This window comes from Actinokineospora sp. UV203, assembly GCF_056323665.1.
Map to the genome: position 1 here is coordinate 3,255,973 of NZ_CM150484.1, position 17,378 is coordinate 3,273,350.

Consider the following 17,378-nt stretch of genomic DNA (forward strand, 5'->3'; position numbering starts at 1 on the left):
CCGCCCGCCCATCACGGGTTTCCGCGAAGTCCGCGAAGATACGTCCGAAGCGTCGGGACCAGGACTCGGTCGGCGGGCAGCCAGGTGACGGTGTCCAACGTCCCCTCGGTCAGCCACGCCACCGCCTGGTGGTCATGCGGATGCGGCTCTCCCCGGTCGAGGGACGCGCCGTAGACACGCAAAACCAGGTCGTCCCGGAGCATCACGTCCGGGCCCACCGGAACCGTCGGTGTGACGTCGATTCCCAACTCCTCCAAGCATTCCCGCCGCACAGCGTCCACATCGGACTCACCCGGCTCGACGCGGCCGCCGGGCAGTTCCCACAAGCCCGCCGCCTCCGCCGGGTAGGACCGTTGCTGTGCCAGCAATCGGCCATCACGCACAATGGCCGCCCCGACCACGACCCGCGCGCCCCGCAGCGCCGCCGCCTTCGCGTGTACCCGCGCGGTGACCCGAGGCCATGCGCCGCCAGAGGACGGGATCTCCAGCGGTGGCGCGGGAAGCCCACCCACCCGAACCGCGCGCAGACCTTCCACGCCGAGTTCCACGATCCGCATCCGGGACCACCCGATCCGGACCTCGTCACCGACCCCGACCAGCCCCGGCCTCGACGGATCCAGCACCCCCTCCGCGCCGAACGCGGCGGACAGTGCCCTCATCGGGCGACCCGCCAGCTGACCTGGAAGCGGGCGCCGCCCTCCGGGGACTCGCTCACCCGCACCGCTCCCCCGCGCCTGCGCACGACCTCCGCGACCAGGGCCAAGCCCAAGCCGGTGCCACCGCTGCTGCGGGCCCGGTCGTCCTGGATTCGGTAGAAGCGGTCGAACACGCGGGTCCGGTGTTCCTCCGGTATGCCATGGCCGTCATCGTCAACCACAAGGCGGATCGCCTTGCTGGCGACCAGAACGGTGACCGTCACCTGCGCTCGGGCGTGCCGAAGCGCGTTGCGGAGCAGGTTGTCGAGTACCAAGTCCACTTCGGACGGTGCGGCGAGCACCCAGCACGGGGCGGGCGGCACGTGCAGCTGGATGGCGGGACCGTCGCCGCGGCAGCGGGTGGCCGCGTCGGCGGCGGCGAGCGCCAAGTCGACCGGCTCGGCGGGTGGGACCTCCCCCGCGTCCGAGCGGGCCAGTGTCAACAGGCCGTCCACCAGCGACGACAGGCGCTCCGCTTCCCGGACGACGTCGCTGAGGACCTCCTGGGACAGGTCCGGGTCGGGGTGGGTTACCGCGACCTCGGCCTGCACGCGGATGGACGCCACCGGGGAACGCAGCTCGTGCGCGGCGTCGCCGGTGAAGCGGCGGAGGCGGTCGGTGGCCTCGTCGCGGCGGGCGAGGAGGGCGTTGAGGGCACCCGCTAGGGAGCGCAGTTCGTCGTGGGCCTCGGGGATCGGGAGTCTGCGGCCGACGCCGAGCCTGCCCGCGGCGCTGCGCATGCGTTCCACCGGGCGAAGTGAGGTGCGCACGGCGACCCAGGTCGTCGCGGCCACGGCGGCGGCGACGATCAGGGCGGCGATCAGCAGCCATTTCAGGGCTCGGTGGTGGGCGGCTTCGTAGCCGACGATGCCGGTCCCCGCGACGACCAGCCGCTGGCTGCCGTCGGGTGCGGTGGCCACGGTCCCGAGCCAACGCGCCGGCGGTGTGTCGTTGTCGCGCAGCACCGGGGTGCCCGCTTTGAGGACCCGCACGTCCTCCGGGTCGAGAGTCACCGGCGGTCCGCCGTCGACGGGCGTCCCGGCCGTGTCGAGCACCCGAACCTGGAGAGTGGGCGACATCGCCGCGGGCTCCCCGCGCTCGACCCGCGTCTTCGCCGCCGACAGCGACGTCGAGAGTTCCGCGTCGGCCGAGCTGACCAGCAGCGGGCCGATCATCTTGCTCGTCACCGCGGCCAGTCCCAGCAGCACGGCCAGCGTCACGACGGTGGTGACCGTGGTGACGCGGAACCGGATCGTCCGCCGGAGCCAGAGGCCGCGCGGGTCTCTCACCTGGGCCGGACCGGGTCGAGCACGTCGTCGATCTCGCTGGTGGAGGCCAGGTAGCCGTGGCCGCGCACGGTGCGCACGATGCCGTCGGCGCCCGCCGCGTCGAGTTTGCGGCGCAGGTAGCCGACGTAGACCTCGACGGCGTTGCGGGTGGCGGCCTGCTCGTCGCCCCAGACCGCGCGCAGCAGGTCGTCCTTGGTGACGACCGCGCCCGCCCGGCCGGCCAGCACGTCGAGGACGGCGAACTCACGGGGGCTCAGCGCCACCGGCTCGCCGCGGAAGCGGACCTCGCGGCTGCCGCGGTCGATCTCCAGATCGCCCAGGCGAACCTTGCGACCGGAGGCGTCCTCGGCGGTGCGCCGCAGGACCGCGCGCACCTGGGCGACCAGCACGACGAACGAGAACGGCTTGACCAGGTAGCCGTCGGCGCCGAGGTCGAGGCCGTCGGCCTGGTCGACCTCCCCGTCCTTCGCCGACACCAGCAGCACGGGGGTCCCGACACCTTCGGCGCGCAGCCGCTCCAGCACCCGGTAGCCGGACAGGCCCGGGAGCATGATGTCGAGCAGGATCACGTCGAACGTCCCGGTGAGCGCGATCCGCAGCGCGCTGGGCCCGTCGGCGGCCACCACCACGTCCATGCCCTCGGCGGTGAGCCCGCGCTGCAGCGCCCGGCGCACGCCGAGCTCGTCGTCAACCACCAGAACCCGAGGTTTCACCCTGTCATCATGGCCGTCCCCGCCGGATTCGCAGCGTCACTCTCAGCGGGTTCTCAGCGACCGGTCCGCTCTCAGCGCCATCTCAGCTCGCCGGGTGCAGTCTCAGTGGTGCGGGAACACAACCCGGACCAGGGGAGAACAGCATGGACAGGAAGAGGACGGCGCTGACCGTCGCGGCCGCGGGGACGGCCACGGGGGTGGTCGGGCTGATCCTGCTCGCCACGCCCGCCGGCGCGGGCGAACAGCCGCCCGCGCTGCCGGAGATCAGTCCGGAGGCGCTGGTCGAGTCGGTCATCAAGACCGAGAAGATCCCGGCGATGTCGGGGGCCGTCGAGTTCACCAGCGACCTCGGCCTCCCGATCCCGGGTCTGCCGCAGGCGCGTTCGGGTGGGGAGGCCGCGCACGTCTACACCGACGGCGAAGGCCGCGCGCGGGTGTCGATCAGCCAGGGCGAGTCGGAGCGCACCATCGTGCACGACGGCACCACCACCTGGATCTGGAACTCGGCCGACCGGTCGGTGCAGAAGATGGTGGCCGGGACGCACGAGACGAAGGCGCCGGAACACAAGCTGGCCGACCCGTCCACCGCGGCTCGCGAGTTCATCGCGCTGATGGGCAAGGACAGCACGATCACCGTCGACGGCACCGCGCGTGTCGCCGACCGGCCGGTCTACCAGCTCGTCCTCACCCCGAAGCCGACCGAGCGCACGCTGCTGCGCGAGGTCCGGGTGGCGGTCGACTCCGAGACCCGGCTCCCGCTGCGGCTGGAGGTCCTGGCCAACGGGCAGGCCGAGCCCGCCGTGCGGATCGGGTTCACCGACTTCGAAACCGGCGCGCAGGACGCTTCGCTGTTCACCTACACCCCGCCCGCGGGCGCGAAGGTGACCGAGTCGAAGCCGGGCGACCACAAGCCGTCCGAGGCCGAGATGAAGGAGCACGACGACCTGTTCGCGAGCATTGACGGCAAGTCCGTGGGCGAGGGCTGGGACACCGTCCTGGTCGGCAAGGTGCCCGCGGGGCTGCTCAATGGCGAGGTCAAGACCGATGACCGTGGCACCACCGACCCGACGCGGCTGCTCAAGCAGTTCGGCAAGGAGGTCTCCGGACCGTTCGGCACCGGGTACGTCATCAGCTCCAAGGTCGGCACGCTCCTGGTGACGACCGACGGCCGCGCCGCGCTGGGCGCCGTGCCGCAGCAGGTGCTGGTCGACGCCCTCGGGGCGAAGTGACCGGCGAAACCGGGCTTGGGATGGTCGCGGCTCACGCCGCGGCCATCCCGCTCGCCGCCCGGACCAGGGGTCTGCGCAAGGTCTACCGCGGCACGGTCGCGGTGGACCACGTCGACCTCGACGTCCCGATGGGCGCGGTGTTGGGGATGCTCGGCCCCAACGGATCAGGCAAGACCACCACCATCCGCATGCTGCTCGGCCTGGTCATGCCGACGGCGGGCGAGGTCGAGTTGCTCGGCCACCGCCTGCCCGACGGCGCGGCGGCCGCGCTGCCCGAGGTCGGCGCGCTCGTCGAGAGCCCCGGCTTCCACTCGTTCCTCTCCGGCCGGGAGAACCTGCTGCGGCTGGCGGCGGCCGAACCGCACCTGCACAGCAGCCGGATTCCCGCCGCCGTCAGCGAATCGCTGGAGCGGGTCGGTCTGACCGGCGCGGCGAACCGGCGCTACAAGGGGTATTCGCTCGGGATGAAGCAGCGCCTCGGCCTGGCCGCCGCGCTGCTGGTCCCCCGCCGCTTCGTCATCCTCGACGAGCCGACCAACGGGCTCGACCCGGCGGGCACCCGCGAGGTGCGTGCGGTCATCGCCGACCTGCACGCCGCGGGCACCACCGTGCTGGTGTCGTCGCACCTGCTGGCCGAGGTCGAGGCGACCTGCACGCACGTCGCCGTGCTCAACCAGGGCACCGTCGTCGCCCAGGGCGAGCTGGCGGAGCTGCTCGACTCCGGCAACGCGGGCCTGCTGGTCACCACACCGGAGATCACGCTCGCCGTGGATGCCTTGCGCGACAACCGGATTCCGGCTCGGGCCGTCCCGGACGGCGTCCGCGCCGACCTGACCGCCACCACCGCGCCCGCCGTCGTGGAGACGCTGGTGCGCGCGGGTGTGCCGGTGCACGAGGTCCGGCGCGACCGCACCGGCCTGGAGGACCTGTTCGCCCGCCTGACCGAGGACGGCGCCGCGGCCGAGGACGCCGAGTTCGACTTGGCCCTCCCGATTCCGGAGGAAGCACGATGACCGCCATGACGCTCGGCGAGATCCAGCGCCCCGACGCCCAGCGCGCCCCGCTGGGCAGGCTGCTGCGCTCGGAGCTGCGGATGGTCCTGCGCAGGCCGCGCACACTGATCTTGGTCGGCCTGCTGGCCTTGGTCCCGGTGATCGCGGGCATCGGCATCTGGATCGCGGCAGACCAGAGCGCGAACAGCGGCAACTCGGTCGATGAGGGCCTGGCCGGGCTGGTGGACGGCAACGGCCTGCTGCTGCCGGTGTTCGCGCTGGTCATCGGCCTGAACATGCTGCTGCCGCTGACCGGCGCCATGCTCGCCGCCGACGCGCTGGCGGGTGAGGCGGCGAGCGGCACGATGCGCACGCTGCTGCTGGCCCCGGTGAGCAGGCCGCGGCTGCTGGCGGTGAAGGCGTTCGGTGTCGCCACGGTGACGCTGTTCGTGGTGGCGCTGATGGCGCTCACGGGGACGATCGCCGGAGTCATCCTGCTCGGTGGCGACGGGATGATGACCATGTCGGGCACGACGCTGCCGCTGGGCGAGGCCCTGGGGCGCATCCTGCTGACGGTGCTGCTGGTGACGGTGCAGGTCTGGGCGCTGGCCGCGGTCGCGCTGGCGGTGTCGGCGTGGACCGAGCACCCGTTGATCGTGGTCGTGGTCGCGCTGGGCGTGGTCATCCTGTCCGGGGTGCTGAGCGCGATCCCGGCGCTGGACTGGCTGGACCCGGTGCTGATGACGACCAGCTGGATGGGCATCCCCGAGGTCATCCGCGACCCGCTGCCGACCGGGACGCTGACGGAAGGCGTGCTGCGGGCGGGCTGTTACATCGTGATCGGCTACTCGCTGGCACTCTCGCGGATGCTCAGCCGCGACGGCTGAGCACCGCGACACCGTCGGGGTCGAGGACCAACCGCACCCGGGCGCCGACCTCGGGTGCGTCCGCGATCCCGGCGACGGCGTCCACCTGGCGTCCGCTGGTGTCGACGACCAGCCGCACGTGGTCGCGCCGGTGGACGCGGGCGGTGACGGTCACCTCGGTCGGCCCGTCCCCCACCCGCAGGGCGGCGGGGCGCAGGCCCGCTATCACCGGGCCGTCGGGCGCCCATGGGACGGGGGCGGCGCCGAACTCGCAGGTCAGGACGCCGTTCTTGGCGGTGGCGTCGAGGAAGAGGTCGCAGCCGAGGAACCGCGCGGTGGCCTCGTCGACCGGGCGGCGCCACACCTCGTCGGGCTTGCCGACCTGCACGATCCGACCGGCGCGCATGACGGCGACCCGGTCGGCGAGGGTGAAGGCCTCGTCGTGGTCGTGGGTGACGACGAGCGCCGTGCTGCCGGATTCCCTGAGGAGCCGCGCGAGGTCGATGGCGAGCTGCTCGCGCAGCGCACGGTCCAAAGCGGACAGTGGTTCGTCGAGGAGCAGCAGCCTCGGGTGGGGCGCCAACGCCCGGGCGAGCGCGACCCGTTGCTGTTCACCACCGGACAGCTCGGTGACGCGGCGGCTGCCGTAACCGCTGAGCCCAACCAACCTCAACATCTCGTCGACCCGGGCAGTTGTCCCCAGGCTTTCGCCGCCCCGGCCAGTTATCCACAGCCCACCCCGCCGACCCTCCTTTTCGACACCCCTCGCCGATAGACTGGCCACGGGGCCGCCCCCCAGGGTGGGTGGGGGTTGTTGTGTGGCCCGCATGCGAAGTCCGAAAGAGACGTTGCCCGCGACGTCGCGGTGGGGGAAGAGTTGGCCGTCTTGGAAGACTAGGCCGAATCCTCTGCGGTGGATGGGGATTCCCGCGAGGTCGTTGCCGTTCCAGGAGATCGTGCCCTTGGTTGGGCGCTCCAGGCCGGCGATCGCTCGCAGCAGGGTGGATTTGCCGCAGCCGGATGGCCCCAGCAGCGCCACCACTTCACCGTCGGCGATCTCCAAGTCCACCTCAGACACCGCGAGAATGGGACCGTAGGCCACGTCCAGCCGGTCGACCTTGAGCATCAGAACTCCCCCACCGAACGGACTCGCAGGCGTTCCACCAGCAGCACCACCGCGACCGTCACCACCATCAGCATCGTGCAGGCCGCGTAGGCCATCTGGTTGTTCAGCTCCCCCGGGCGCGAGATCAGTCTCCCGATCACCACCGGAAGCGTCGCCGAATCCGGGCGCGCGAGGAAGCTCGTCGCGCCGAATTCCCCTAGGGCGACGACGAAACCGAACGCGGCGGCGGCGAGCAGAGACCGGCCCGCCAGCGGGATGTCGACTTCGCGCCACACCCGCCATGGGCCGGCGCCGAGTGAGCCCGCCGCCTGTCGCAGGCGCGGGTCGACCGAGCGCAGGACCGGCAGGATCATCCGGATCACCAATGGTGTCACCACGATCGCCTGCGCCAGCGGCACCAACGCCGCCGATGTCCGCAGGTCCCCGGGGAGGGCGTCGAGGGTGATCAGGTAGCCGAAGCCGACGGTCACCGCGGACACGCCGAGCGGCAACATCAAGGCCGTGTCGAGTGTGTCGACGAAACCCGGGTGGGCGCGGCTTCGACCCAGCGACACCAGCACCACCGACGCGGACACGCCGAGCACCAGGGCCAGCAGCGTCGCGTCCGTCGCCGCGCGCAGCGAGTTTATCGCGGCGTCGATGCCGGAGATCTGCAGCGATCCGCGGAAACCCGTGCCGGACAGCGCCCGGTAGCCGTCCAGACCCCAACCGTCCGATGTGGACAGTGAACGGACGACCAGTGCGACGATCGGCACCATCAGCGACGCCACCACGGCATAGGCCGCGCCCGCCACCCACCATTCACCGCCGCGGGGTCGCCGGGTGGTCTCCGTGCGGGCGCGCAACGCCATCGCGGTCTCCCGGCGGCGGCGCGCGAAGGCCGCGAGCACCAGGACCGAGACGACGGCGGTGATCTGGATCAGCGACAGCGCCGCGGCGCCGGACAAGTCGAGCAAGTCGACCGTCCGCAGGTAGATCTCCGTCTCCAGCGTGCGGTACCGGGCTCCACCGAGCAGCAGCACCACGCCGAAACTGGTGGCACAGAACAAGAACACAATCGCGGCAGCCGAACCGATCGCGGGCCGCAGCGCGGGCAGGGTCACCGAGGTGAAGGCCCGCAGCGGCGACGCGCCGAGCGCGCGGGCGGCGTCCTCGGCCCGTCGGTCCAGGTGCGACCAGAGTCCGGCAACGGTCCGGGCGACCACGGCGACGTTGAAGAAGGCGTTGGCCAGCACGATCGAGAGCACACCGCCGTCGGGCATCAGCGAACGGAAAGCCAGCCCCACGACCACGGTCGGCAGCACGAACGGCACCAGGATCGCGGCCCGCACCACCGCGATGCCCGGCAAAGCGCAGCGGGCCAACAAGAACGCCACCGGCATCGCGGCGACGACCGCGACCACCGTGGAAGCCGCCGCCTGGGCGACGGTGAACAGCACCACCGACCACGTGTCCGGCGAGCCGAGGACCCGGCCCACCCCGCTGGACCCGAGGCCGCGCTGGATGATCGCGGCCACGGGCCAGAGGAAGAACACCGCCAGAAAGCCCAACGGCACCAGCCCGATCAGTGCCGGGCCGGTGCCGTCGGGCAGTCTCAGCCGCGAACGGCCGCGCGCCACTGTTCGATCCACCGCTCCCGGTTGGCCGCGATGTCCGGCGCGGGCAGCGTGCTCGCGTTCACCGCGGGCGGGGTCGCCGCCCACGCGGCGGGCAACTCCACGCCCTCCCGCGTCGGGTAGACGTACATCTTGTCGGGCACCTTGCTCTGGAAGTCCGCCGACAGCAGCAGATCCACCACCTTGCGGGCGCCCTCGGTGTTCTTCGCGCCGGTCAGCACACCCGCGTACTCGACCTGCTTGAAGCAAGTGTCGAGCAGCGCGGCCGTGCGCGGCTTGCCTTTGTCGTCGAGTTCGGCCGACGGCGACGACGCGTAGGAGACGACCAGCGGTCGCTTGCCCTTGCCCGACGAGCCCGAGAACTCCTGGGTGTAGGCCTCTTCCCAGCCGCTCACGACCTTGACTCCGTTGGCCTTGAGTCGCGACCAGTAGCCCTGGAAGTCCTTCTGGCCGTACTGCGAGACCGTCGCCAGCAGGAACGCCAGACCAGGCGAGGACGTCGCCGGGTCCTCGACGACCAGCAGGTCCTTGTACTTGGGGTCGGCCAAGTCCTCCAGCGAGGCAGGCGCGGGGACGTTCGCGGCGGCCAGCGCGGCCGGGTCGACGTTGACGCACACGTCGCCGAAGTCGACCGCGGTGAGCCTGCCGGTGTCGTCGACGGCGTAGCGCTGCGGGCCCTTGTCGGCCTCCGGGCTGCGGTACTCGGCGAAGACGCCCTCATCGAGGGCGCGGGAGGCGAAGGTGTTGTCCACACCGAACGCCACGTCACCCAGCGGGCTGGCCTTGGTGAGCACCAGCTGGTTGGTCAGCGCGCCGGCGTCGCCGCTCTTGCGGACCTCGACGGTGATGCCGGTGTCGGCCTTGAACTTGTCGAACACGGCTTGGTCGTACTCGAACGAGTCATGGGTGACCAGGACGACCTTGCCGTCGGTGGCATCGGAGCCGAACAGCGAGCAGCTCGCGGTCATGGCCACGGACAACGCGACGGCGGTCAGGGTGAAGAGCCTGCGCATGGATCTGTTTCCTCCTCGGGGCGTGGACACGCCACGAGAACCTCCCTGCGCCGGCATGACCCGGATCAGGTGTGGACGGTCGAGGGCACGCCCCTCCTCTCAGTCCTGGGCGGCGCTTGCGGCGAACTCGCTTCCCGGGACTCCCGTGGCGGTGACGAGCGTACGCCCCGGGTTCGGGCCACTATGGGGGTCATGCCCCAACCATTGAGTGAGCAGGAACTTGACATCGCCCTCGAGACGCTGCCGGACTGGACGTTCCGCGACGGTGCGCTCGTGCGCGAGGTCGAGCTGAACGGGTTCTCGCAGGCCATCCAGGTGGTGAACCGGGTCGCCGAGGTCGCCGAGAACAACAACCACCACCCGGACATCGACATCCGCTGGGCCACGCTGACCTTCCGGTGCAGCACGCACTCGGAGAACGCGGTCACGGCCCTGGACGTCGGCCTCGCCGAGGAGATCGACGGCATCATCGACGCCATCCGGGACTGACCCCGGTGCGGCGGGTCGGCCGCCGCACCGGGTGTCACGCTCAGGTGTTGAACGGTCCGGTGATCTCGTAGGTGATGCCGCCGCTGCTCGACCCGCTGGTGCCGCGCTGCGACGAGAAGTACATGCGCTGCCCGTTCGGGGTGAACGCCGGTCCGGTGATCTCGGAGCTGCTCTGGCCGGTGACCCGCAGGAACGGCGCCACGATGTCGCTCGGCGTGATCACGCAGATCTCCAGGTTGCCGCCGTCCTCGGCGACGAACAGCTCGCCGCTGGTGGCGCGGGTGATGTTGTCGACCCCGGTCAGCGGCGCGGTGCCACCGGTGACCAGCGAGTCGTCGTAGGCGAGTTCGATGGTCGAATTGTTGGCGTTGTAAGCCCAGACGCGGTTGTCACCCTTGGTGGTGAACCAGCAGGTGCCTGCCGCGTAGACGCAGCCCTCGCCGCCGTTGAACCGCTTCGCGCCGGACACCTGGTTGCGGGTGGCGGTCGGGCTGCCGTCGGGGTCAGGCACGTTCGCCCAGGTGACAGCACCGCTGGTCTGGGAGTTGGTGCCCTTCATGACCTGCAGGGTGCCGCTGGAGAGGTTGCCCCAGGTGTTCGGGCGGAAACGGTAGAAGCAGCCGTCGCTGACGTCCTCGGTCATGTAGATGTAGCCGTGGTCGGCGTCCGCGGCGCACGCCTCGTGCTTGAAGATGCCCATGGCGGGCCGCACCACGGCCGGGTTGACACCCCACGGGTCGGTCTCGAAGACACGGCCGGCGGTCACCTCCTCACAGGACAGCCAGGTGTTCCACGGCGTCGCGCCGCCCGCGCAGTTGACGTTGGTGTTGGACAGCGTCCGGTACGCGCCGGTGATCGAGCCGCTGGAGTTGAACTTGATCGCCCCGACACCGCCGGTGCTGGACACCTCACTGTTGGAGACGTAGATCCATCCGGTGCCGTCGGCGAAGACGTGCCCGCCGTCCGGGGCGGGGTGCCAGGTGTAGTTGGTGCCCGCCACCTTCTGCCCCGAACGGGCGACCACCCGGCTGGTGAACCCGGAGGGCAGCATGATCCCGTTGGCGTCCGCCGCCTGCAGCGCGCCATACGGACTCGGCCCAGGCTGGGCGGGAGCGGCGAAGGCGGGCGCCCAGGCAGCGCCGCCGAAGACGGTGGCGGCGCCACCGACGACGGCCGCGCGGAGGAAGTTACGACGTTCCACGGTCAGTCTCCGATCGTGTCACTGTGCGTGTCGGCACGGTTTCCGTGCGTCGAGCAAAGTAGCTGGATCGGGTGACGTTGAGACGTCTAGGCGGTGCCCGTGGAGCGAAGGGCGGGAGGACGACTGTCGCGTCGGTTCTTCGGTTCCGATTTGAGGAGCGCGTCGGCAGCACCGGCCCGAGTCCGCGCTAGAGCCCTCTGATCGAGTCGGATCGAGTCCATTGGGCCAGGTGTGCGGCGATCTCGCTGTGGTCGATCGAGCCGGTGGACGCGGCGATGACCAAGCCGTAGGCATCGTCTTCCGGGGCGTCGAGGTCGAGCCCGTTCAGCCCGAGGAAGACGAACGCCGCCATCCAGGACAGACGCTTGTTGCCGTCGATCAGTGCGTGGTTGCGCACGACCGATTGCAGGAGCACGGCGGCCTTCTCATGCACGGAGCCGTAGGCGTCCTCGCCCATCACCGCGGTTCGCGGGCGGTGCGCGGCGGACTCCAGGAGGCCGAGGTCGCGGACCTGATCGGCGTTCAGATCCGTCGCGACCGACAGCAGATCCTCGACGGTGAGATAGTCGACGGTCATTTCGACAACCGGTCCAGCAGCGAGGCGTAGCGCTCCCGGCCCGCTCGCGACAGCGCGCGGAGTCGGGCTTCGCGCTCCTCGTCGGCCTCAGCCGATGTGGGCGTGGGCTCGCTCGGCGGTGTGGTGTCCATGCCGGGAAGCTACCTCCGGCACGAACACACCGACGACCGGTTTACACGTTGAACAACGTCAAGTGGCCGACCACGGATTCACGATGTCGCCACCCATGATCGAGAAGTCGGCGACATTGCGGGTGACCACGATAAGGCTGTGCTCCAGCGCGGTGGCCGCGATCAAGGTGTCCCGTTCCGGCCGTGGATCGGGGACACGCATCGCGGCGGCACGCCGTGCGACACCCATATCCACTGGAAGGATTCTCCCCGAGAACCCTTCCAGCACATCATTCTCCAGCCAAGCACGCAGCTTCTTGCCGCTCGCGGGATCTCGCCTCTCCAGGCGAGTGATTCCGATTTCGATCTCCATTACCGTGATGACGCTGAGCCATAGCTCACTGGTGCGCCGAGATCGTGCCCATGATCGAACGGCCGGATCCGCCAAACGCTCAGACTTGCGCAGCTCGCTGACGACATTCGTGTCCAGTAAAAAGCTCACAGGTCCGCGGCCTTCAACGCGACGTCCAACCGCTCCGGCTCAAAGTCGATGTCATCGTCTTCCATGCTCAGCCAGTCGACGATGCTTCGCTCGTCGGCCACGAGTCGTCGATATTCTTCGATCGACAGCAGCACATGCGACGGCTCACCGCGATCCGTGATCACAACGGGCTCGCTCGAAGCTGCCCGCTTGGCGGCGCTGACGTCTTGGTTGAATTCGCGCGCAGTGATGACCGCCATGACAACCACCTCCATGTAGCTACGTACCTACATTACCCGGGTTGTCAAGCAGCGGACCAACTCAGACGTTGAAGCGGAACTCGACCACGTCGCCGTCGGACATCACGTAGTCCTTGCCCTCGATGCGGACCTTGCCCGCCGCCTTCGCCGCCGCCATCGAACCCGTCTCGACCAAGTCGGCGAACGAGACGACCTCGGCCTTGATGAAGCCGCGCTCGAAGTCGGTGTGGATGACGCCCGCCGCCTGCGGTGCCGTGGCGCCCTGCGGGATCGTCCACGCGCGGGCCTCTTTGGGGCCTGCGGTCAGGTAGGTCTGCAGGCCCAGGGTGTGGAAGCCGGCCCGGGCGAGGGCGTTGAGGCCGGGTTCGGTCTGGCCGACCGACTCCAGCAGCTCCAAAGTGGACTCGTCGTCGAGCTCCAGCAGTTCCGCCTCGACCTTCGCGTCCAAGAAAACCGCGTCGGCGGGGGCGACCAGTTTGGTCAGTTCCTCGCGGCGGGCGGTGTCCGTCAGTACGCCCTCGTCGGCGTTGAACACATAGAGGAACGGCTTGGTGGTGAGCAGGCTCAGCTCACGCAGCAGTGAGATGTCCACATCGGACTGCGCGGCGAACAGGGTGCGGCCGCTGTCGAGGATTTCCTTGGCCTTGAGCGCCGCCTCCGCCGCGGGGCGCGCCTCCTTGCGGACGCGGGCCTCCTTCTCCAGCCGCACGACCGCCTTGTCGAGGGTCTGCAGGTCGGCGAGGATCAGCTCGGTGTTGATCGTCTCGATGTCCGACAGCGGATCGACCTTGCCGTCGACGTGCACCACATCGGGGTCGTCGAACACGCGGATGACCTGGCAGATCGCGTTGGCCTCGCGGATGTTCGCGAGGAACTTGTTGCCGAGCCCCGCTCCCTCCGACGCGCCCTTCACGATGCCCGCGATGTCGACGAACGACACCACCGCGGGCACGATGCGCTCGCTGCCGAAGATCTCCGCCAGCTTCTGCAGGCGAGGGTCGGGCAGGGCGACGATGCCGACATTGGGCTCGATGGTCGCGAACGGGTAGTTCGCGGCGAGCACGTCGTTGTTCGTCAGGGCGTTGAATAGGGTGGACTTGCCGACGTTGGGCAGGCCGACGATCCCGAGGGTCAAACTCACGCGTGGCAGTCTACGGACACCATTCGGGGACATTAACGCCGCCGCCCGTGCACCAAATAGTTACGAACTCTTCCCAGCCCGCCAGTTACTCACTGGTGAACGTCGTGGGACAGATGTACGCACGTCAGAGGCTATTAGCTGGGTAACGGAGTGACCACTGCGGGCGATAGACGCACAACCTGTGCAATGTGTCCAGCCTAATTGGTGAGGATTAGCCCATATGGACGCTAGTCAGGGCGGGGGGCCTCAACAACACTCCGTGAGCGCCCTGCTGTCCTCCGCCTACCGGAGTCCAGGCGCCACCCAGCTCACCCTGCTGAGGAAGAAGGAAGTCGGATGATTCAACCCGAATGGCGCCGGCGTGGCCGGATCGCCCTCGGCTTGGCGGCCGCTACCGCGGTCGTTGGCACCATGCTGGCCACTGTCCCGAGTGCCGGCGCGGCCCCGACCCCCCAGGGTCCGGCCGAAGAAGCCCCTGGTGGCCTCGACAAGCACGACCAGGAACTGCTCACCGCCGCCGAGCGCGAGGGCAAGAAGACCGTCACTGTCCTCATCGCCACCAAGAAGGGCGACGGCGCGGGCAAGGTCCACCAGCTCGAGCAGGCGGGCGTGAAGGTCGACTACCGCGCCGACGAGCTCGGGTACGTCCGGGCCGAGATCGCCACCGACCAGGTGAAGAAGATCTCCGAGCTGTCCGGCGTCCGCGCCCTGGACCTCGAGGAGAACACTCCGCTTCCCGACCCGCGGCCGACCGGCTACGTGGACCCGACGCCGCAGCCCGCCCCCGGGCCCTCGACGCCGATGGCCAACCCCTACATGCCGACGACGGACACCAACGCGGCCCAGTTCGTCAGCGAGCACCCCACCTGGGACGGCCGCGGCACGACCGTCGCGATCGTGGACAGCGGTGTTGACCTCGACCACGCGTCGCTGAACACCACCAGCACCGGTGAGCGCAAGATCACCGACTGGGTCACCTCGACGGACCCGAAGTTCGTCAACGGCGTCAACGCCGACAACGACCCGACCTGGCTGCTGATGACCAACAAGGTCACCGGCGCGAGCGTGGGTCTCCCGGCTGAGGCCGAGGTCCGCTTCGCCGAGTTCAACGAGCGCGACGCGCGCCTGGGCGGCGAGGTCGGCAGCGACGTCAACCGCGATGGCAACCCGGCGGGCAGCAACGGCAAGTTCGGTGTGGCCTGGATCCCGGCCACCGGGACCGTCTGGGTCGACACCGACCAGGACAAGTCCTTCGCGAACAACGCCGCGATGACCGACTACAAGGTCAAGTACGACATCGGCACCTTCGGCACGGACAAGCCCGCCACCCCGGTGCGCGAGTCGATGAAGTTCGTCGTGCAGACCAACCCCGCCAACGACGCCGTCAACATCGGCATCGTCTCCGGCGCGCACGGTTCGCACGTGGCGGGCATCGTCGCGGGCAACCGCCTCTTCGGCGGCACGATGAACGGCGCCGCCCCCGGCGCGAAGATCGTCTCGCTGCGGGTCTGCCTGTTCGTCACCGGCTGCACCAACACCGCGATGATCGAGTCGATGATCTACGCGGCCCGCGACGCCAAGGTCGACGTGATCAACATGTCGGTCGGCGGCCTCCCGGCGCTCAACGACGGCAACAACGCCCGCGCTGAGCTCTACGACCGCATCATCGACACCTACAACGTTCAGATGTTCATCTCCGCGGGCAACTCCGGCGCGGGCTCGAACACGGTCGGCGACCCGTCGGTCGCCTCGAAGGTGCTCTCCGTCGGCTCGTACATCACCAAGGCGACCTGGCAGAGCAACTACGGCTCCGACCTCGGTGTCGCCGAGTCGCTGCACGGCTTCTCCTCGCGCGGCCCGGCCGAGCACGGCGGTTTCAAGCCGAACATCGTCGCCCCCGGTTCGGCGATCTCCACCGTGCCTACCTGGCAGGCGGGCGGGCCCGTCGCGGGCACCTACGCCCTTCCTCCGGGCTACGCGATGTTCAACGGCACCTCGATGGCCTCCCCGCAGGCCGCCGGTTCCGCCGCGCTGCTGGTGAGCGCGGCCAAGGCCAAGGGCGTCTCGCACAAGGCCGACCAGATCCGCACCGCCTTCCAGTCGTCGGCGCGCTACCTGGCCAACCTGGGCGCCTACGAGCAGGGCACCGGCCTGATCGACACCGAGAAGGCGTGGACGGTCCTCAAGTCCAACCCGAGCCGCACGGACATCACCGCGTCCGTCCCGGTCCGCACCGCCCTGTCGCAGTTCCTCAAGACCCCGGGCGTCGGCGTCGGCATCAACGACCGTGAAGGCGTCAAGGCGGGCGACAGCTACACCCGCGAGTACACCTTCACCCGCACCACCGGCTCGGACTCCCCGGTCACCTACAAGGTGAAGTGGAACGGCAACGACGGCACGTTCACGTCGGCGAACTCGGTCACGCTGCCCAAGAACAGCGCGGTCAAGTTCAAGGTCGCCATCAAGCCGACCTCGACCGGCATGCACTCGGCGATCCTGAACCTGGACAGCCCGATGACCTCGGGCATCGAGCTGCAGACGATGAACGCCGTCGTCGCGGCCGAGCAGTTCACCGCCGAGAACAACTTCACCGTCGTCAAGGGCGGCCAGCTCGGACGCAACGAGTCGAAGAGCTTCTTCTTCAACGTCGCGCCCGGCACCCCCGCCTTCAAGGTCGACCTGCAGGGCGGCGGCAGCACCGCGGGCGCGGGCCAGATCCGCTTCCTGCGCTTCCACCCGTACGGCGTCGGCAGCGAGGCCAACTCGTCGCTGAGCTGCTACAACCCGCCGGTCGTCCCGGGCGGCAGCTGTGCCGCGGGCAGCCCCACCAGCCGCTCGATGGCCAACCCGCAGGCCGGTGTCTGGGAGGTCGTGGTCGAGGCTCGTCGTACGTCCGACGCCGCCTACGCCCCGTTCACCCTGACCGCGTCCGTGCTCGGCGCCTCGGTCACGCCCAACCCGGACGTGATCCCGACCGCCACCACGGGTGTCGCGATCGACCGCACGTACACGCTGAAGAACCTCCTCGGGGCGTTCAACGGCCGCGCGGTGGGCACCTCGCTGGGCAGCGCCAAGCAGGCCACGCCGAGCATCGCCGACCAGGAGGAGCAGCAGTACCCGATCACGGTCACGCCGGGATCGACCTCGCTGCGGGTCAAGATCGGCTCCACGTCCGACGCGGGCGCCGACCTCGACCTGTTCCTGCTCAACTGCACCAGCGGTTCCTGTGTCGTCGCGGGCCAGTCGGCCGACGGTGACTCCGAGGAAGAGGTCCGGGTCACCAACCCGGCCGCCGGGCAGTGGGTCGTCCTCGTGCAGGGCTACGCGGTTCCCGCGGGCACGACCACGTTCAACTACCTGGACGTGTTCGCGAACCCGGCGTTCGGCGCCATCGCGGTGACCGACGCCAACGCCACCCGCGCCGCGGGCGCACAGTGGACCGCTCCGGCGACGGTGACCGCCAACGCGGCGCCCGCCGCGGGCCGCGTGCTCCTCGGCAGCGTCGAGGTGCGCACTGACGCGAACGTTCTCGTCGGTGCCGGTGACGTCGTGGTCCAGGCCGTCTCGTAACACCTGATCG

Annotated in this window: 17 protein-coding genes; 5 read left to right on the forward strand and 12 right to left on the reverse strand. The window is 69.9% G+C overall.

All coding sequences use genetic code 11. The features are described 5' to 3' along the window. Positions 1 to 11: 11 nt before the first annotated feature. The 3 genes from ACUZ2Y_RS15240 to ACUZ2Y_RS15250 are packed head-to-tail and all read right to left on the reverse strand — an operon-like array spanning position 12 to position 2,697. On the reverse strand, positions 12 to 659 hold the full coding sequence (locus ACUZ2Y_RS15240) for a (deoxy)nucleoside triphosphate pyrophosphohydrolase (RefSeq protein ID WP_476319248.1): 648 nt from the start codon (positions 657 to 659) through the stop codon (positions 12 to 14). Next, a complete protein-coding gene (locus tag ACUZ2Y_RS15245) occupies positions 656 to 1,984 on the reverse strand; it encodes a sensor histidine kinase (protein ID WP_476319250.1) in 1,329 nt (442 codons plus the stop codon). Before ACUZ2Y_RS15245 ends, ACUZ2Y_RS15240 begins: the two co-directional genes overlap by 4 nt. Further along, a complete protein-coding gene (locus ACUZ2Y_RS15250; RefSeq protein WP_187224229.1) occupies positions 1,981 to 2,697 on the reverse strand; it encodes a response regulator transcription factor in 717 nt (238 codons plus the stop codon). Before ACUZ2Y_RS15250 ends, ACUZ2Y_RS15245 begins: the two co-directional genes overlap by 4 nt. A 143-nt stretch (positions 2,698 to 2,840) precedes the next feature. Between ACUZ2Y_RS15250 and ACUZ2Y_RS15255 the strand changes: the two genes are divergently transcribed. From ACUZ2Y_RS15255 to ACUZ2Y_RS15265, 3 genes are read left to right on the forward strand one after another with little or no spacing between them, the layout of a single operon-like run. Further along, complete coding sequence (locus ACUZ2Y_RS15255; protein WP_476319253.1) at positions 2,841 to 3,926, forward strand: LolA family protein; 1,086 nt, start codon at positions 2,841 to 2,843, stop codon at positions 3,924 to 3,926. 20 nt (positions 3,927 to 3,946) lie between these two features. Beyond that, entirely contained in the window at positions 3,947 to 4,939 is a 993-nt protein-coding gene (locus ACUZ2Y_RS15260) for an ABC transporter ATP-binding protein (RefSeq protein WP_476331846.1), read from the forward strand. Then, positions 4,936 to 5,805, forward strand: a complete 870-nt coding sequence (locus ACUZ2Y_RS15265) for an ABC transporter permease subunit (protein ID WP_476319255.1) — start codon at positions 4,936 to 4,938, stop codon at positions 5,803 to 5,805. The genes ACUZ2Y_RS15260 and ACUZ2Y_RS15265 overlap by 4 nt, the downstream gene beginning before the upstream one ends. Here the strand turns inward: ACUZ2Y_RS15265 and ACUZ2Y_RS15270 are convergent. The 3 genes from ACUZ2Y_RS15270 to ACUZ2Y_RS15280 are packed head-to-tail and all read right to left on the reverse strand — an operon-like array spanning position 5,789 to position 9,539. Further along, positions 5,789 to 6,913 (reverse strand): ABC transporter ATP-binding protein, encoded by a 1,125-nt coding sequence (locus ACUZ2Y_RS15270; protein WP_476331849.1) that lies wholly within the window; start codon positions 6,911 to 6,913, stop codon positions 5,789 to 5,791. The genes ACUZ2Y_RS15265 and ACUZ2Y_RS15270 overlap by 17 nt on opposite strands. After that, positions 6,910 to 8,469: an ABC transporter permease gene (locus ACUZ2Y_RS15275; RefSeq protein ID WP_476331852.1), complete on the reverse strand. Its 1,560-nt coding sequence runs from the start codon at positions 8,467 to 8,469 to the stop codon at positions 6,910 to 6,912. Before ACUZ2Y_RS15275 ends, ACUZ2Y_RS15270 begins: the two co-directional genes overlap by 4 nt. Positions 8,470 to 8,504: 35 nt before the next feature. Beyond that, the gene (locus ACUZ2Y_RS15280; protein WP_476319258.1) at positions 8,505 to 9,539 is read right to left on the reverse strand and encodes a thiamine ABC transporter substrate-binding protein; all 1,035 of its coding nucleotides are present in this window, start codon (positions 9,537 to 9,539) and stop codon (positions 8,505 to 8,507) included. A gap of 192 nt (positions 9,540 to 9,731) precedes the next feature. On the opposite strand from ACUZ2Y_RS15280, the gene ACUZ2Y_RS15285 reads away from it, so the two are divergent. Then, positions 9,732 to 10,028, forward strand: a complete 297-nt coding sequence (locus ACUZ2Y_RS15285; RefSeq protein ID WP_476319260.1) for a 4a-hydroxytetrahydrobiopterin dehydratase — start codon at positions 9,732 to 9,734, stop codon at positions 10,026 to 10,028. Between the two features lie 40 nt (positions 10,029 to 10,068). On the opposite strand, the gene ACUZ2Y_RS15290 is transcribed toward ACUZ2Y_RS15285, so the two are convergent. The 6 genes from ACUZ2Y_RS15290 to ychF form a co-directional block, all read right to left on the reverse strand. Beyond that, complete coding sequence (locus tag ACUZ2Y_RS15290; protein WP_476319262.1) at positions 10,069 to 11,229, reverse strand: alkaline phosphatase PhoX; 1,161 nt, start codon at positions 11,227 to 11,229, stop codon at positions 10,069 to 10,071. Positions 11,230 to 11,416: 187 nt separating this feature from the next. Then, positions 11,417 to 11,806 (reverse strand): type II toxin-antitoxin system death-on-curing family toxin, encoded by a 390-nt coding sequence (locus tag ACUZ2Y_RS15295; protein ID WP_476319264.1) that lies wholly within the window; start codon positions 11,804 to 11,806, stop codon positions 11,417 to 11,419. Continuing rightward, positions 11,803 to 11,937, reverse strand: coding sequence for a hypothetical protein (locus ACUZ2Y_RS15300; protein ID WP_476319266.1), 135 nt, complete (start codon positions 11,935 to 11,937; stop codon positions 11,803 to 11,805). Before ACUZ2Y_RS15300 ends, ACUZ2Y_RS15295 begins: the two co-directional genes overlap by 4 nt. 58 nt (positions 11,938 to 11,995) lie before the next feature. Continuing rightward, a complete protein-coding gene (locus tag ACUZ2Y_RS15305) occupies positions 11,996 to 12,418 on the reverse strand; it encodes a PIN domain-containing protein (RefSeq protein WP_476319269.1) in 423 nt (140 codons plus the stop codon). Continuing rightward, positions 12,415 to 12,657, reverse strand: coding sequence for a type II toxin-antitoxin system Phd/YefM family antitoxin (locus ACUZ2Y_RS15310; RefSeq protein WP_476319271.1), 243 nt, complete (start codon positions 12,655 to 12,657; stop codon positions 12,415 to 12,417). Before ACUZ2Y_RS15310 ends, ACUZ2Y_RS15305 begins: the two co-directional genes overlap by 4 nt. Positions 12,658 to 12,718: 61 nt before the next feature. Continuing rightward, the gene (gene ychF / locus ACUZ2Y_RS15315; RefSeq protein ID WP_476319273.1) at positions 12,719 to 13,798 is read right to left on the reverse strand and encodes a redox-regulated ATPase YchF; all 1,080 of its coding nucleotides are present in this window, start codon (positions 13,796 to 13,798) and stop codon (positions 12,719 to 12,721) included. 336 nt (positions 13,799 to 14,134) lie between these two features. Between ychF and ACUZ2Y_RS15320 the strand changes: the two genes are divergently transcribed. Next, positions 14,135 to 17,368, forward strand: a complete 3,234-nt coding sequence (locus tag ACUZ2Y_RS15320; protein WP_476319275.1) for a S8 family serine peptidase — start codon at positions 14,135 to 14,137, stop codon at positions 17,366 to 17,368. Positions 17,369 to 17,378 lie beyond the last annotated feature (10 nt).

Bases quoted from the DNA above. Each gene is read 5' to 3' on its own strand.
- ACUZ2Y_RS15240 (WP_476319248.1), bottom strand. From the start codon at position 659: ATGAGGGCACTGTCCGCCGCGTTCGGCGCGGAGGGGGTGCTGGATCCG.
- ACUZ2Y_RS15255 (WP_476319253.1), top strand. From the start codon at position 2,841: ATGGACAGGAAGAGGACGGCGCTGACCGTCGCGGCCGCGGGGACGGCC.
- ACUZ2Y_RS15260 (WP_476331846.1), top strand. From the start codon at position 3,947: ATGGTCGCGGCTCACGCCGCGGCCATCCCGCTCGCCGCCCGGACCAGG.
- ACUZ2Y_RS15265 (WP_476319255.1), top strand. From the start codon at position 4,936: ATGACCGCCATGACGCTCGGCGAGATCCAGCGCCCCGACGCCCAGCGC.
- ACUZ2Y_RS15280 (WP_476319258.1), bottom strand. From the start codon at position 9,539: ATGCGCAGGCTCTTCACCCTGACCGCCGTCGCGTTGTCCGTGGCCATG.
- ACUZ2Y_RS15285 (WP_476319260.1), top strand. From the start codon at position 9,732: ATGCCCCAACCATTGAGTGAGCAGGAACTTGACATCGCCCTCGAGACG.
- ACUZ2Y_RS15295 (WP_476319264.1), bottom strand. From the start codon at position 11,806: ATGACCGTCGACTATCTCACCGTCGAGGATCTGCTGTCGGTCGCGACG.
- ACUZ2Y_RS15300 (WP_476319266.1), bottom strand. From the start codon at position 11,937: ATGGACACCACACCGCCGAGCGAGCCCACGCCCACATCGGCTGAGGCC.
- ACUZ2Y_RS15310 (WP_476319271.1), bottom strand. From the start codon at position 12,657: ATGGCGGTCATCACTGCGCGCGAATTCAACCAAGACGTCAGCGCCGCC.
- ACUZ2Y_RS15320 (WP_476319275.1), top strand. From the start codon at position 14,135: ATGATTCAACCCGAATGGCGCCGGCGTGGCCGGATCGCCCTCGGCTTG.